Consider the following 15,331-nt stretch of genomic DNA (forward strand, 5'->3'; position numbering starts at 1 on the left):
CTTGCACGACCCACCATCTCAGTCATTTCCAAGTTAATTCCCAATCAAGTAAATACTCAAGTTGCCAAGCTATACCTCGACAAGCTGGTTGTAGGTTCAGCCCGTAGGGAAAATCCTGTACGACCCACCATTAAGACATGGTGTTATTGCAGACTAAATCTAGCGAATACACACATATTATGGCAGTTTCATTTCTTAAAGGACTCAATAAGGATTAAAGTAATTAGCAATTATACTGCTTGCCTGATATGTAGAATAATTCAGGATGCGCTTTGCAATGATCATTTCGTTCTTACACCTATATTTCTATATGGCATTAGCAGAATATATTTTACTACTAATAGATAATAAAGGAGTAAGCGATAGACTATAATGATTTAATTAGGCATAAATGACAAAATAAAATTGTATAAATGAATGTCTAATTGCTATTTTGTGGAATAGAGAAAGTACATATCAATTTTTTATAAACTATTTTTATTATATCGTAAATGTGAGATACTACATCTTGGTTATAAACTCTGAGATCGTGTTTGTTTTTGAAATATTATAGCAATCTGCGTACTGTAAAAAATAGAAACTAGTAAGAACCAAATTAGATTGTCGATGAAAGTCATTTTTCATAATTTTGTGATGCTCATCTAGTAAAATGAATAATAAGCTTTCTTAACGTTATGGTTTTGTTATGTTTGGTACTTGAATATTATAAATTTTATTCTTGCTACTTTAAAAATTTACTATTTCGCTAATTGTAACAGGTTAACTGGCTTTTTAGCGTACTGATATTTTGTCGAATCAGAGAGTTTTAGAGATAAAATTGATTGTTTTTACTATTTTTTACATAAAAGTACCATCTAAACTGGGTTTATCACATTTCTCCAACTTAAATTGTATCAATAACATTAATATTGTTACAGTGTTAAATAATTCTGTTTATTTCCTTTGTTTTTAGATTATACATCGGCTATATGGGTCATTTTTAGATAAATATTCCAAAGAAAGGTGGGTGTCTTATGGAATATAAGCATGAGGTATTACTCATTTTGTGCGTAACTAGGTGATATTACAGCACTATTTTGATTTTAAACATGAAGTGTATAGAGTGAAATACTTTGTTACATAGTTGCAATGTCAATTTAGGACTAGTTGAAACTAATTATAATGGTAGTATATCATTCTTTCCGATATATGCTGAATCGACTATAGCATTATCAAATGTTATACACATAAATATAAAAATAAAATATGTAGATAATTATCTGCTAATTTTTATTTCCTTAATATAAATTGAAGCGAGAATGTTTATGAACACGAAATATCCTGTCGCTTGTGCAGTTGGACAAAAAATAAAAGCCCTTAGAAGAGCTCAAGGCTTTACTGTTTTTCAGTTAGCTAAAGAGATAGATATAAGTGAACAGCAGCTATTTCGTTACGAGCGCGGTGTTAATCGTATTGATATAGATTGCCTTGTTCGAGTGTTAAAAGTTTTAGACGTTAACATGGGTGAGTTTTTTAGTGAAGTCCTACAAGATGATACTCAAGTAGATGAGAGCACTGGTGATAAAGGGTTTGAAAGCTCTGCATATACCCTTGTATAACCAAATATCCATATTGTCTCAGAATGAAACGTAATTAACTTTCGTTCTTAATTATTTCAATTGGGAACGTAAATTAAATGTATCTGCTGTGTATGATTTAAATAAGACAATAGCTATTTTTAGCTTATGTTTCATAATAGAACAAATAAAAGCCCGAAAGGGCTTTTATTTTTATATCCTTAAACTAACAATTACTTAATATTTCACTCGGTATGGGGGTAGTTTTTCTGGCGTGCTTATGCTTAGTTAACTTTCTTGCTCTTGAATTGGCTCTAATATTACTGTGACGATACGTGTTTCGAGCATTTCTCCAATTCTTAATTGCAGTTGTTCTAGTTTTATGACGGTATCTTGTAAAGGACTCGATATAGAAGCATAAATAAATTGGTTAAGCGTCCTTTCATCGCCGTTATCAATTTGAATACCATAAGAGGATTGGATCTCATTTAATCGCGTCGTTCCTTTTAGACTTAACCCTGTATCGGGTAGTTCAATAGGTATGTGCTCAGAGATATTTTTTTCTGAAAAAAGACGTTCAAGGAAAATACGGTTTTCAGGTTTAAGAACAACGAATAAATGGTCATCAGCGTGAAGAATAGTTGACCCCCTTGGTGGTAAAACACTTTTTTCTCGCGTAATCATTGCAATGACAGTTTGGTCTGGTAATGCTAATTGTGATAACCGACGACCTACCGCAGAGCAATCCTCCCCTAAAGTATATTCCACTAAATCAGCATCTATTTGGTCTACTGCGGTAATATCTAAAGTGGCTGCAGGGATCAATGGAGGTGGCTGCATTAAATTCAATTTACGTGCTACATAAGGCAAGGTTGAGCCTTGTAAAGTTGCTGAGATTAATACCACAAAGAAAACCACGTCAAAAATCAGATGGGCATTAGGTAGCCCGTAGATAAACGGGAAAATAGCGAGAATAATAGGCACTGAGCCACGTAAACCTACCCAGGAAATCAATGTTATTTCAGGTTTTGGAAAACCAAATAATTTTAGGACAGGTATTACAGCCAATGGCCTCGCAATAAAAGTTAAGACAAGGGCGATAACTAAGCCTTCAAGCCAGACTTCAATAAGAGAACTTGGGTTGACAAGTAACCCTAACATAACGAACATGATAATTTGGCTTAGCCATGCTAATCCATCATGGAATAAAAATGTATTACGTTGAAAAACAAACCGATGATTACCAATTACCACACCGGTAACAAAAATAGATAAGAAACCACTGCCTTCTAAGTTACTGGCGAGCCCGAAAGAAAGTAGTCCACATGCAGCGACAAGGACAGGATATAATCCAGTTGCTAGTAGCTTAATCTTATTGATAATTTTGACTGAAACCCAGCCAACACTCAAGCCAACAACTGTCCCTATTCCCATCTGGCTAAAAAATAGCAAAATTAATTCACTACCTGAAGCTTGTGGATTCATTAAGAGTTGTAATAAACCAACCGTTAAGAATATGGCAGTAGGATCATTGGTTGCACTTTCTATTTCTAAAGTAGATTGCAGACGCTCGTTTAAATAGATCCCAGCGTTGCGCAGTAAGGAAAAGACGGCAGCGGCATCGGTAGAACCGACGATAGCGCCAAGTAGTAGCCCTTCAAGCAGAGGGACACCGAGAATATAAGCTGCGGCGAGCCCAGTTACACCAGCAGTTACAAGAACGCCAAGTGTTGCTAGTGTAAAAGACGGTTTCCAAACTAAACGAATTGACTTTACGGATGTTTGCAGACCTCCATCAAATAAAATTAAAGCAAGAGCAAGAGAACCAACGGCATACGAAACATTAACGTTATCAAACGTAATCTTACCTATCCCATCTTCACCGGCTAACATGCCAATAAATAAAAACATGACTAGCATGGGTAAACCAAGTCTAGCTGACAATTTGCTAGAGAAAATACCCAAAAGAATGAGTATAGAAATCAATAAAATGAGTTGTTCAATAGTTGGCATAATCAGTTTAATCTGTAAGTGAATAAAACGCTGACGATGCATCGTAAAGCGCGCGTAGAAAGCAAAAAATGTCAAAATAGCAAGATAACTAAATATACACTGAGAATAGATTATTTTAGCGAAAAGCCGATAATATCCATTAAAAAGTATATCTACATGATTATAATATAAATAAATTTAAATAATTTGATTATTTATCGCATTTTTTGTCATTAAAGTGAGTTAAAGCACGTAAAAAAACGATAAATTTGAATAAGTAAGCATCGAGGTGGGCTTATTATATTTTTTTAATCAAAGATAATTATGGCGTGGGGAAAGAAGTATTGAAGGGAGGGAATAGGCATTTATAAAGTAAGGTCAAAATAAAGAAGGCCGAAAAAATTTTCGACCTTCACCATTACACTAATGATAGCGAGCTTTTTTAGCTAAATAGTCGCCAATAAATTGCATGCCTTGAACGATAATTACCAATGTAACAACGGTGATAGCCATTGCGACATTATCAAAACGCTGGTAACCATAGTTTAGAGCTAAGTCACCCACACCACCACCACCAACGGCGCCTGCCATGGCGGTTGCACCAACTAAAGTAATACTGGCAGCGGTTAAACTTAGGATTAATGATGACTTCGCCTCAGGTAAAATAAAGTGCCAAACAATTTGCCAATTTGTTGCTCCCATAGAATCAGCCGCTTCAATAATACCTGAATGTACGCTGAGTAATGAGTTTTCAACTAAACGTGCAGTATAAGGAGCAATAAAAATAACTAATGGTACAATTGCTGCAGTTGTTCCTATTGAGGTTCCAACCATAAAGCGTGTTAGGGGGATCATTGCAACTAATAATATGATAAAAGGCAATGAGCGAATAATATTAATAATAGGGTTCACTATACGATAAATACATTTATTTTCCCAAATACCGTCTGGCCTCGTTACAACAAGTACGATACCTAACAGAATCCCAAATATAGAGCCTAATACGAGTGCAACGCTGACCATCGTAAAGGTTTCTGACATCGCTAATAAAAACTGTTTAGTTGTTAAAGCGGTTTCGAATAATTGTGTCATATTGCCCCCTTATTGACAGCAACCCCACGTTGACGAAGAAAAGAAACCGCCTCATCCATTTTTTCTTTATCACCAATAAATTGGACAAACATGCTACCTAGCACGACACCACTGATTTCTTTCATGTTGGCAAATAAAATATTTATTTTGACAATTTCTTTCAGTATTAACTCATTAACAACAGGTTGTTGAGCGGAAGTTCCTAAAAATTCAAGACGATAAACATCTTGTTGATGTTCTAAGTTATGTAGAACGCGCTCTGGAATTTCTTCGTTTAACACGGTTCCTACAAACTTTCTGGTTGTGTCTTGGCGTGGGTTGGCAAAAATATCAAGTACGGTTCCTTCTTCGACAATTTTACCTGATTCCATAACAGCAACACGGTTACAGATTTGTTCAATAACTTCCATTTCGTGAGTCACGAGTAAGATAGTAATATGTTGTTCTTGGTTGATCTTTTTTAATAATTGCAAAATTGAGCGAGTCGTTTGTGGGTCAAGTGCTGAGGTGGCCTCGTCACATAATAAAATTTGTGGGTTATTGATCAAAGCGCGAGCAATACCAACTCGTTGTTTTTGTCCACCAGATAACTGCCCTGGGTATTGGTTTTTTTTATCACTAAGTTCGACATATTCAAGAATGCTATCAACTCGCTGAGTGATTTCCTGTTTATCGATACCTGAGAGTACTAAGGGCATCGCAATATTTTGTGCGACAGTTTTCGTTTCCAGTAAATTAAAATGCTGGAAAATCATACCGATGCTTTTTTTATGTGAACGAGTTTCTGCTGGGGTATGCTCAGCAATATTTTGACCATTAATGATAACAGCACCACTGGTTGGTTTTTCTAATTGATTCACTAGGCGGATAAGTGAGCTTTTACCAGCTCCGCTATAACCAATAAATCCAAAGATATCCCCTTTATTGATATGCAAATTAATATCTTGCAATGCAACTAAAGACTGCCCATCTTTTTCATAGACTTTTTGAATATTTTGAAAGGTAATCATAATTTACTCTACATTATCAGTTAATTGCATACGTTCTGAAGGTGGTGCAGCGGGGAGCCACTCATCACCTAATAATTCAGCTTCTTGGCTATTTTTGACTTGCTCAAGATGTTGTTCTTGATGGTTCAGATACAATTGAGCGGCAATATGGTCAGCCAATCGTTCAGCTCCAACATTCGTTCCGGGGATTAACCCTATAACGGGCCCCATGCTGAGTGATGCGCTTAAATTAAAACAATATAACTGATTGATTTTTAATGTGTCTGAGTTGCTTTTAGCTTGAAATTCAAAGTGATTACCTAAATAAGGGTGTGAAGCTAACTCTGCATTTTCCTCATGGAAAGATGGTGTGTATGCATCCCCCCATGTTTTGACTAGCAGAGATAATTGATGAAAAGCTCTGTCCTTAGCCCAATTAATTCGATAGCCAGTTGCCAAGATTAAATAATCTAATATGAATTTGCCTGTTGTGGTCGTGACGTGCAACTTTTTGTTTTTTACTTCAATAAATTTAACTTGAGTATTGAAATTGAAATAAGCATTTTCATGGCGAGAGACTCTCAAGGTACTTCCGTGAGGGGCTGGTGTTTTAGCTTTAGCAACATAATCCGTGTAATGCCACTTTTGAGCATCGGTAAAATAGGTATATGCATTGGTAAAACCTGCACTTCCAGCAACTTTTCCTCGGTTTACACGAGGCATATCGTTAGCTCGGATCAAAATTTCAACCGAATTAGCGCCATTTTCTAATGCCGTTGCTGAGCTATCCATCGCTCCTGCACTATAACCTACAACACCAATATCTAAGCCTTTAAAACGGCGATAGTCAGTGCCTGCGTAGGAGTGTTCCCAATAGGCTGTTGGAATATCATTCATAAAGCTAGGGATATTGGCCTCACTAAAAGACTCCATACCCGTTGCTAAAATAACATGTTGTGCTTGATAACTGACTGTTCCTTCAGGGGTATTAAAAATTAATTCACGGTAGTTATCATTAAGTTGTACATCAACGAGATGGTATTGATTAAGCACATGGGGTTCAGTCATGGTTTTATACCATTGCAGGTATTCACCCCATTGCAAACGTGGAATTTTATCAAGTTCATCCCATTTTTGAATACCAAATTGGGCTTTAAACCAAGCTTGGAAAGTTAATGAGGGAGATGCAAGTGCAGGGCCAACCACATGTTTTGGTGAACGTAATGTTTCCATTAGTGCAGGGCTTTGCCATGGGCCTTCTTTGCCAGAAGCGGCCTGATCGAAAACAATGGCGTTAATTCCGCGTAATTTCAGAGCGAAAGCTGCTGTAATCCCTGACATGCCCGCGCCAATGATAGCGACATCAATAACTTGGTTTTCAGGACAGTTTTTTGATAATGACCAAGACGTTATTGGTAAATTTAAATATTGCAAATCTTGTTTTATTTGCGCTTCTAATGCCTCTAAACCCATAATCAGTTCCATTGAATTACTCCTTGTCCTCGGCTATTTCAAAGGGTTCTCCTAGTGATAACATTAAGCGGTTCGCCCATGAAAAGAAGGCTGTTGATTGAACTAAATCGAGTAATTCAAGTTCAGACAAGCCTAGCGTTTGTAACTCTTTAATTTGTGATGATGTGGCTTGGATGGGGGTTGCAGACAAGGAAGCAACCAAATCTGTGATGGCTAGTAGTCTGTCATCAAAACCTTCTGCAAGTACTGAACCTGTCGCCGTTGCTAATAGTTTATCAACATCAGCGCGTCGTTCTTTTGCATATTGACTGGCTTTTCTTGCGTGAACAGAAGCACAGTATATGCAACCATTAACTTTACTAGTTACAGCTGCTGCAAATTCACGTTCCCAGCGAGGTAGCCCTTCAGAGGTATAAAATACGCCACGGTCAATTAAAGTTCGTAATTCTAAAATTTTGCTTTGATGGGCAAGTAGTAAAAAATATTCAGAGTTTAATTGACCAAATTTTTTCATAACTTGGGCTTCTTCAGCGGATAATGTCTTCGCATCTCTTGCTGAAATCCAAGCTTCCCATCCTAAATTATCTTGTGTAAAAGCGGTTGGGGATGAATTTCCTTTGCGGGTTAAAGGTTGGTGGTTCCACTTACCTGCAACAACTTTAGGTGCACTATTTGTAAGATTACTACTATCCGTCAGTAACAGAATCCCTTCGATTAGCCGAGCTTGATAAGTGACATAAGTTATTAATTGAGCAAGTAAAATAATGTCACTTTCTTGCCAACCTTGGTTAGTTAATTCGGCAATCAATTGGTAATGAGTGTCTTTCGGTGACTGTGTTAAAACTTGCAGATATTCTTTTGCTGTGGCAAGTGGTTTGCTAAGCGGTTCATCAGGAATTGAGTTTATTAATTGCAAATAAAATTCAGCAAGGCGGGGACTTCCTGTAATTTTTGCAACTTCATGGGCAAAATAATATTTCACATCACTTGTTAGCCGTGTCGAGGGCGCTGAAAAAATGGCGTCAAATACGGCTTGAGTATTTTCAGTCGCCACATTACGTTCATGGCGAATCTTAGTTAGACTGGAATCTGGTGTTAAGTTAGTTAAATAATTAATTACATCATTATTGGAAATAGTCATAAAGTAACTCACTTTTTTTAAACGTTTTTTATCTCCTTCATTACATATCAATCACATCACTAATCGAACGATCTATTTGTTATATGCTTATAACCAAAAGAAATTAAACTAAGCCCTTATATTACTTTTGTATTAAGTTATAACGATATAGTCTAAGTCGTGCTCTCTAATTATGATTATACTGCCCAAAATATCTTTACAGGGTTGTTACATATGTTAAAACAAAAAATAATAGGCTTGTCTTTAATTACTACGGCTTTAGTTGCGTTGGCAGGTTGTGGTGATAATAGTGAAAAAGATAATCCGAATAAAAAACAAATTACGATAGGCTTTGGTGTTGGTAATTATATTGACCAAGTGGATAAAGGTATCGTCCCGATTTTAGAGAAAAAAGGTTATACGGTTAATTTGCGCCAATTTTCGCAGAATAGGCAAATTAATCCTGCTTTTGAAGAAGGTTCAATCGATGCTTCTGTTAATCAAAGCCGCGCCTATATGGAGGCTTATAACAAAAAGAATAATATTAACATGGTGGCATTGACAGATTCACCGAGTGCGCCACAAAGTCTGCGGTCAAATAAACATAAAACACTGGATGATGTGAAAGATGGTATGATCGTCGCGCTATCTAATGACCCTGTTAATGCAGAACGTGGTGCTAGAATTCTGGAACAGTTAGGTTGGATTAAAATTAAGCCAAATGTGAGTACATTAAGCTTTAGTGTTAATGATATTTCGCCTGATAAATATAACTTAGATATCCGAGAAACTGATGCAGCACAAGGGTTACGATTATTAGATGATGTCGATTTTGTCGTTGTGAATGGCAACTATGTTGCAAGTGCAGGTCAGCGCATTGCTGATGGCTTGGTCGTAGAAAATTCACCGCTAGAGCATCGTGTTATTGTGACTGTCATGCAAAAAGACCTAGATTCTCAATGGGCAAAAGATTTGAAAGAAGCTTTTGAGTCTAAAGAATATGCAGATTATATTCGTTCGCAGCGTATTTACGATGGTTTTATTGAACCTGAAAGCTGGAACAAATATCCTAAATAAAACCCTAGTCTGTTTTTTTATTATTAGTATTACGTTAACCACTAATTTTTATTAATTAGTGGTTTTTTCTATATAAACTAAATATCTTACTGATTTAATGTGAAAAATATTCGTGTTGAATTTGTAGACAATCTGATGTTTTTTCGTTATTTAATAGATTAAGAGCTGAATTATAAAAATAGAATATAGATAAGTTTATGTAAAAAATAAAACTGACAGGGGAAAGTATGAGTAACGAATTAATTGATGCATTTAATGTAATAAAATCTAAAAGATGGGTTGATTTGACACATAGCTTCGATAAAGATTCACCGCATTTTTTTATGTTTGATTCTGCTGAGTTTAAAACATTATTTGGTTATCCAGAGGGTTTTTTTGCACAGCAATTTACATTTCCAGGCCAATATGGCACTCATATTGATGCTCCTTGTCATTTTGTCGAAGGAATGCGTTATTTACATGAACTCGAATTAAAGGAACTTGTTTTGCCATTGATTGTTATAGACCAATCAGAAAGAGCAAAAGAAGATCCTAATTTTGCATTTTCTCGTAATGATATTCTCAATTTTGAAGCACAAAATGGCCAAATTGAATCCGGGAGTTTTGTTGCATTACGTACCGATTGGAGTAAACGTTGGCCATCACAAGAGCTTATGGATAATAAAGATGATGAGGGCAATAACCAAATACCGGGTTGGGGAATGGACGCTCTTAAATTTTTATTTGAAGAACGTGGAATAAAAGCTATTGGACATGAAACATTTGATACTGATGCAGCAAAAGATTTTCGAAAAAATAATGCATTACTCGGTGAGTATTATGTATTAGAGCAAGATACATACCAAGTTGAATTACTCGCTAATTTAGACCAAGTGCCCACACGTGGTGCCGTGATTTTTAATATTGTCGCTAAACCAAATAATGCCAGTGGTTTTCCTGTGCGTTCTTTTGCAATACTTCCATAGGAAATATAATTATAACCAATCTGCTAATGTAATAGCAGATTGGTTAAAACGGCTATAAAGCAATTATAATCCATGCAGCGGCTAATAGCATACACAATAGCGCGACAACTCCTCCAGATTTAGAAAATTCACCGAAAGAGATTTTTACACCATATGCCGCTGATTGTTCAACGACAATAATTCCAGCAAGGCTACCGAAGACCAGTAAATTACTTGAAAAGCCTGAACCCAATACAAGAGCTGCGCCTAATGAATCGGCATTACCATCAGGTGTTAAGAATGGGACGAGTAACATAACTGAGGGATTATTTCCAACGATAGTGCTTAGAACACCGGTCACTAAAAATAGGGCTAATGGATTATTGAGATCCACACCGTAGCTTCGTAAATCCGTTAATAATTGCTGAGGAAGGCCTGTGGCGGCAAAAGCAGCGTTAACAACAAATAACCCCATGATGAGTAATAGAAGATTACCGTCGACGAGTTTAAGCATATCACTCGAGGCAATGGACCGGTTTAATAATAAAAACCCAGCAGCAGTCAATGCTATAAGTTCTTTAGGAATATCAGTCACAATAAAGGCAATGATGACTGCGAAAGTAATAACACCAGCTTTTGCTGTCTCCCATACATTTAATGTTTCTTGGGTTTTTTGTGGGGAAGCTGCTAGCGTATTTTCTTTAGCCAAATACCAACGATTACGATATAACCAAACGAGTACCAACCATGTTAATGGTAAAGAAAGTAGGGCTGGTATTGCTGATGCCTGTAATAAGCCTACAAACGAGATATCGAGCCCTTGGGCTGCGATCATATTTTGTGGGCTACCAATTAATGAGCCGGCCGCGCCATTATTTGCCGCGAAACAAAAACCAAGTAAAAATGGAATTGGGTTTAAACCGCGAGATAAACTAATTGATACTAATAATGGTGTCATGGCGACAACAACAACATCGTTAGTGAGAAATGCAGAAAGAAAGCCACCGACAAGAATTAAAACCGCGAGTAATGTAGGGGGAGAAACTTTTAGCATTGCCACTCGGTTTGCGGTCCAACTATAAAAACCAGACACAACAAAAGAAGCAGAAACGACCATAAGCCCAAATAACATACCAATCGTTCGGTAATCGATAGCATTCCACGCATGAGGCGGTGTAATACTGCCGATAGCCATCATAGCTAGGGCGCCAATAACAGCAGCTCCAGTTCTATCAACTTTGAAGCCTGGTAGCTTACCAAAGCCCATTGCAATATAAACTAAAAGAAAAACAATAACGGTTAACGTCATGATATTCACATTTTAATTAAGAAAATTAGAGGTAATTTATCGATGAACACTCAGCGAAGCAAGGCTAAATAATGTATTGATAATAACATGTTGCAGTTAGCTCTATTTAAGATTGTCGCTAAAAGATAACAATAATGTAATTAAGAATGAAGTTTACAAATAGCGATAACAAGCATTGACCATAAGAAACGATAATCTGATTTGTTGCAGCATAAAAAGAAAAACAAAGAAAATACATTTGGTAATTTTATTACAAAATTAAAAAAGTATTTGGTCAGTTGAGAATTTGATAGCAGCTCATAGGATTAAAAAAGAGAAACTGAAAATTAATTGTGACAAAAGTCACTATTTAAAGATAAATAACGTTTTTTAATTTGTGATTTAAGTCACAAAAAATGGTTTTTTAGTGCAAAAAAAGATCAATGTAATTTAGTGACACGAGCTTTTTGTGAGCTTCATCAATATAAATATAGGGTGGACAGGGGGGTAATGGTGACTTTGATCACATAAAGGCCCACGTGGTGCGAATCTGATAAAGCTCATGCTAGAGTGAAAGTGTTGAAAAAATCACGGACGTTATTTGGCGATAACGTTACTACTTTATCATTCTCGTACCACGGGGTTCTGTCATGGTAACATCAAATATCAAATTAAAGGTACAGAATTTTGGGCGTTTCCTCAGTAATATGGTTATGCCTAATATCGGTGCTTTTATCGCTTGGGGATTAATTACTGCGTTATTTATCCCAACTGGCTGGTGGCCTAATGAGACATTAGCTCAACTTGTAGGCCCTATGATCACCTATTTACTACCACTATTAATCGGTTATACCGGTGGCCGTTTAGTCGGTGGAGAGCGGGGTGGAATAGTTGGCGCAATAACAACAATGGGTGTAATTGTTGGTGCCGACATGCCAATGTTTATGGGGGCAATGATTGCTGGCCCATTAGGCGGATATGCAATAAAACGTTTTGATTTGTGGATAGAAGGCAAAATTAAAACGGGTTTTGAAATGTTAGTGAATAATTTTTCATCTGGCATTATCGGTATGTTATTAGCCATTTTGGCTTATTTAGCGATTGGGCCTCTTGTTGCAGGGCTATCCAAGATATTAGCAGCCGGTGTAAATGTGATGGTGGAGAATAATTTACTTCCACTCACGTCTATTTTTGTTGAACCTGCCAAAATCTTATTTCTTAATAATGCTATCAATCACGGTATTTTTTCACCACTAGGTATTCAGCAAGCATCAGAAACAGGTGCATCCATCTTTTTCTTAATTGAAGCCAACCCTGGACCCGGTTTAGGTGTTTTACTCGCGTATATGTTTTTTGGCAAAGGTAATGCTAAGCAGTCTGCGCCAGGAGCCGCAATTATTCACTTTTTTGGTGGCATCCATGAAATTTATTTTCCTTACGTCTTAATGAATCCTCGGTTAATTCTTGCTGTTATTCTGGGTGGAATGACAGGGGTATTTGTGATGAACCTTTTTCATGCTGGGTTAGTCTCTCCTGCATCCCCGGGCTCAATATTTGCAGTTCTACTGATGACGCCTAAATCATCACTTATCGGCGTTATTTTATCGGTCGCAAGTGCTACAGTTGTTTCTTTCATCGTTTCAGCTCTTTTATTAAAACGAACACGAATTGGTGATGATGATGAACTCGAGAGTGCGACGAAAAAAATGCGTAATATGAAAACGCAATCAAAGTCATCATCAGTAAATTCAATCAATAAAGATGCTTCTATCAATTTAGCTCAAGTGCACAACATTATTGTCGCTTGCGATGCAGGCATGGGCTCAAGTGCAATGGGAGCGGGGGTATTAGCCAAAAAAGTACGTGATGCTGGCTTGCTAGACATCACCGTCACTAATATGGCAATCAACGATTTACCAGAAAATGTTGATATTGTTATCACTCATAGGGATTTAACGCAAAGAGCGAAATCATTTGCGCCAAATGCAATCCATATTTCTTTAACAAACTTCTTAGATAGTCAAACGTATAATGATTTAGTCACGAATTTAATAGCTAAAAAAAATCCTAAGGCAGCTAATGATGGGCATTTAATTAAACAAACTATTGTTGCGGCTAATGATGAGTCATATGACATAACCGAACATGAAGAGGCTTTGTTTACTTTAAGTGCGAAGCACATTCATTTAAATCTGGCGGCAGAAAATAAAACCCAAGCTATCCGCTTTGTAGGGCAGAAGCTAGTTGAAGGCGGGTATGTTGAGCCAGAATATATAGAGGCTATGCTAGCTCGTGAAAAACTAACACCAACATATCTTGGAGAGTCTATTGCGGTACCTCACGGAACAATAGAAGCCAAAGACCGCGTATTAAAAACTGGCATTGTTATTTGCCAATATCCTGAAGGCGTACAATTTGGTGAAGAACCCGATGAAATTGCTCGCTTAGTGATTGGTATTGCAGCACAAAATAATGAGCACATTGAAGTTATTACACGAATTACTTCCGCTTTAGATGAAGATGGGGTCATTGAGCGTTTATGTGAAACCCAAGATGTTCAGGAAGTACTCGAAATTTTAGCGTCTCAAAGTGCAGCATAAGGAGAATAATAATGAAAGTCATTCATTTTGGTGCAGGAAATATAGGCCGCGGTTTTATTGGTAAATTATTAGCAGACGCAAATTCACAAGTCACTTTTACGGATGTCAATCAGCCATTAATTGACCAACTAGCACATCAACAATCTTATAATGTTCATGTTGTTGGTCAGGAAAATCGTATTGAGAAAGTCCAACACATTCACGCTGTTAATAGTAATGACCCTAAAACGATAGAGTTTATTGCAACGGCAGATATGCTTACAACAGCAGTCGGGCCTCAAGTGCTTGAAAAAATTGCCTCAACAATAGCTAAAGGCATTATTCATAGAAAATCGTTGGGAAATAACCAGCCACTCAATATTATTGCATGTGAAAATATGGTGAGAGGAACTAGCCAATTAAAGCAACATGTATTGGCTCAATTGCCTGAAGAGTTACATCAATGGGTTGAGCAGCATATTGGTTTTGTAGACTCCGCAGTTGACCGTATTGTTCCTCCGATGGAGGCAGCGAATGATGACCCGCTTGATGTTACCGTCGAATCCTTTAGTGAGTGGATTGTTGATCAGACACAATTTGTTGGTGATATTCCTATTATCGAAGGAATGGAATTAACGGATAATCTAATGGCATTTGTCGAACGTAAGCTATTTACGTTAAATACAGGCCATGCAATAACAGCTTATCTGGGACAATTATATGGATACCAAACAATTAGTGAAGCGATTGGCGATTTGAGGATCCACACTATTGTTAAATCGGCAATGAAAGAAAGCGGGAAAGTATTAATTCAACGTTATGGCTTTGATTCGAAAATACATAATCAATACATAGATAAAATACTGAGCCGCTTTGCGAACCCATATTTAAAAGATGATGTTAGCCGAGTAGGACGACAACCTATGCGAAAATTAAGTTCAAATGATCGCCTAATTAAGCCGTTATTAGGTACATTTGAATATCAATTATCACATGAAAATCTGATCATAGGTATTGCAGCTGCATTGCATTTTAGGTGTGAAACTGATCCCCAAGCAAATGAAATGGCAAAGTTAATTGCAGACAAAGGACTTACCCAAACGGTCATTCAACTTTGTGGAATAGAGCAATATCCAGAGGTAATTGATAAAATTTGTACTCAATACCAGTTAATGATGTTGAGTAAAAAGTAATATTACGGATAATGGGTTAATTATTGAG

At 36.8% G+C, this 15,331-nt stretch carries 11 protein-coding genes; 5 read left to right on the forward strand and 6 right to left on the reverse strand.

Annotation, left to right across the window (positions count from 1 at the left end; all coding sequences use genetic code 11):
• Positions 1 to 1,304: 1,304 nt before the first annotated feature.
• Complete coding sequence (locus PR767_RS20235) at positions 1,305 to 1,598, forward strand: helix-turn-helix domain-containing protein (RefSeq protein ID WP_004912555.1); 294 nt, start codon at positions 1,305 to 1,307, stop codon at positions 1,596 to 1,598.
• Positions 1,599 to 1,844: 246 nt separating this feature from the next.
• Here the strand turns inward: PR767_RS20235 and PR767_RS20240 are convergent, their stop codons facing one another.
• The 5 genes from PR767_RS20240 to PR767_RS20260 form a co-directional block, all read right to left on the reverse strand.
• Positions 1,845 to 3,611: a potassium/proton antiporter gene (locus PR767_RS20240; RefSeq protein WP_272520868.1), complete on the reverse strand. Its 1,767-nt coding sequence runs from the start codon at positions 3,609 to 3,611 to the stop codon at positions 1,845 to 1,847.
• Between the two features lie 360 nt (positions 3,612 to 3,971).
• The gene (locus PR767_RS20245) at positions 3,972 to 4,640 is read right to left on the reverse strand and encodes a methionine ABC transporter permease (protein WP_004264861.1); all 669 of its coding nucleotides are present in this window, start codon (positions 4,638 to 4,640) and stop codon (positions 3,972 to 3,974) included.
• A complete protein-coding gene (locus PR767_RS20250) occupies positions 4,637 to 5,650 on the reverse strand; it encodes a methionine ABC transporter ATP-binding protein (RefSeq protein WP_109911499.1) in 1,014 nt (337 codons plus the stop codon). The genes PR767_RS20245 and PR767_RS20250 overlap by 4 nt, the downstream gene beginning before the upstream one ends.
• Positions 5,651 to 5,653: 3 nt before the next feature.
• Complete coding sequence (locus PR767_RS20255) at positions 5,654 to 7,114, reverse strand: NAD(P)-binding domain-containing protein (protein WP_196719410.1); 1,461 nt, start codon at positions 7,112 to 7,114, stop codon at positions 5,654 to 5,656.
• 4 nt (positions 7,115 to 7,118) lie between these two features.
• Positions 7,119 to 8,243: a CMD domain-containing protein gene (locus PR767_RS20260; protein ID WP_272520869.1), complete on the reverse strand. Its 1,125-nt coding sequence runs from the start codon at positions 8,241 to 8,243 to the stop codon at positions 7,119 to 7,121.
• Positions 8,244 to 8,456: 213 nt separating this feature from the next.
• On the opposite strand from PR767_RS20260, the gene PR767_RS20265 reads away from it, so the two are divergent.
• Positions 8,457 to 9,299: a MetQ/NlpA family ABC transporter substrate-binding protein gene (locus PR767_RS20265; protein WP_272520870.1), complete on the forward strand. Its 843-nt coding sequence runs from the start codon at positions 8,457 to 8,459 to the stop codon at positions 9,297 to 9,299.
• A 227-nt stretch (positions 9,300 to 9,526) separates the two neighbouring features.
• Positions 9,527 to 10,264 (forward strand): cyclase family protein, encoded by a 738-nt coding sequence (locus PR767_RS20270; protein ID WP_109911502.1) that lies wholly within the window; start codon positions 9,527 to 9,529, stop codon positions 10,262 to 10,264.
• A gap of 52 nt (positions 10,265 to 10,316) precedes the next feature.
• On the opposite strand, the gene PR767_RS20275 is transcribed toward PR767_RS20270, so the two are convergent.
• Complete coding sequence (locus PR767_RS20275) at positions 10,317 to 11,552, reverse strand: SLC13 family permease (protein WP_004912534.1); 1,236 nt, start codon at positions 11,550 to 11,552, stop codon at positions 10,317 to 10,319.
• Positions 11,553 to 12,181: 629 nt separating this feature from the next.
• Between PR767_RS20275 and PR767_RS20280 the strand changes: the two genes are divergently transcribed.
• Positions 12,182 to 14,131, forward strand: a complete 1,950-nt coding sequence (locus PR767_RS20280; protein WP_004912531.1) for a PTS mannitol transporter subunit IICBA — start codon at positions 12,182 to 12,184, stop codon at positions 14,129 to 14,131.
• An 11-nt stretch (positions 14,132 to 14,142) separates the two neighbouring features.
• On the forward strand, positions 14,143 to 15,303 hold the full coding sequence (locus PR767_RS20285) for a mannitol-1-phosphate 5-dehydrogenase (protein WP_272520871.1): 1,161 nt from the start codon (positions 14,143 to 14,145) through the stop codon (positions 15,301 to 15,303).
• The last annotated feature ends 28 nt before the right edge of the window (positions 15,304 to 15,331 follow it).

The organism is Providencia sp. PROV223, assembly GCF_028479245.1.
Taxonomy (GTDB): Bacteria; Pseudomonadota; Gammaproteobacteria; order Enterobacterales; family Enterobacteriaceae; genus Providencia; species Providencia rettgeri.

What these genes read in the sequence shown, in the direction of transcription:
- PR767_RS20280 (WP_004912531.1), top strand. Translation starts at nt 12,182, where the DNA reads ATGGTAACATCAAATATCAAATTAAAGGTACAGAATTTTGGGCGTTTC.
- PR767_RS20250 (WP_109911499.1), bottom strand. Translation starts at nt 5,650, where the DNA reads ATGATTACCTTTCAAAATATTCAAAAAGTCTATGAAAAAGATGGGCAG.
- PR767_RS20255 (WP_196719410.1), bottom strand. Translation starts at nt 7,114, where the DNA reads ATGGAACTGATTATGGGTTTAGAGGCATTAGAAGCGCAAATAAAACAA.
- PR767_RS20245 (WP_004264861.1), bottom strand. Translation starts at nt 4,640, where the DNA reads ATGACACAATTATTCGAAACCGCTTTAACAACTAAACAGTTTTTATTA.
- PR767_RS20270 (WP_109911502.1), top strand. Translation starts at nt 9,527, where the DNA reads ATGAGTAACGAATTAATTGATGCATTTAATGTAATAAAATCTAAAAGA.
- PR767_RS20240 (WP_272520868.1), bottom strand. Translation starts at nt 3,611, where the DNA reads ATGCATCGTCAGCGTTTTATTCACTTACAGATTAAACTGATTATGCCA.
- PR767_RS20235 (WP_004912555.1), top strand. Translation starts at nt 1,305, where the DNA reads ATGAACACGAAATATCCTGTCGCTTGTGCAGTTGGACAAAAAATAAAA.
- PR767_RS20275 (WP_004912534.1), bottom strand. Translation starts at nt 11,552, where the DNA reads ATGACGTTAACCGTTATTGTTTTTCTTTTAGTTTATATTGCAATGGGC.
- PR767_RS20260 (WP_272520869.1), bottom strand. Translation starts at nt 8,243, where the DNA reads ATGACTATTTCCAATAATGATGTAATTAATTATTTAACTAACTTAACA.
- PR767_RS20285 (WP_272520871.1), top strand. Translation starts at nt 14,143, where the DNA reads ATGAAAGTCATTCATTTTGGTGCAGGAAATATAGGCCGCGGTTTTATT.
- PR767_RS20265 (WP_272520870.1), top strand. Translation starts at nt 8,457, where the DNA reads ATGTTAAAACAAAAAATAATAGGCTTGTCTTTAATTACTACGGCTTTA.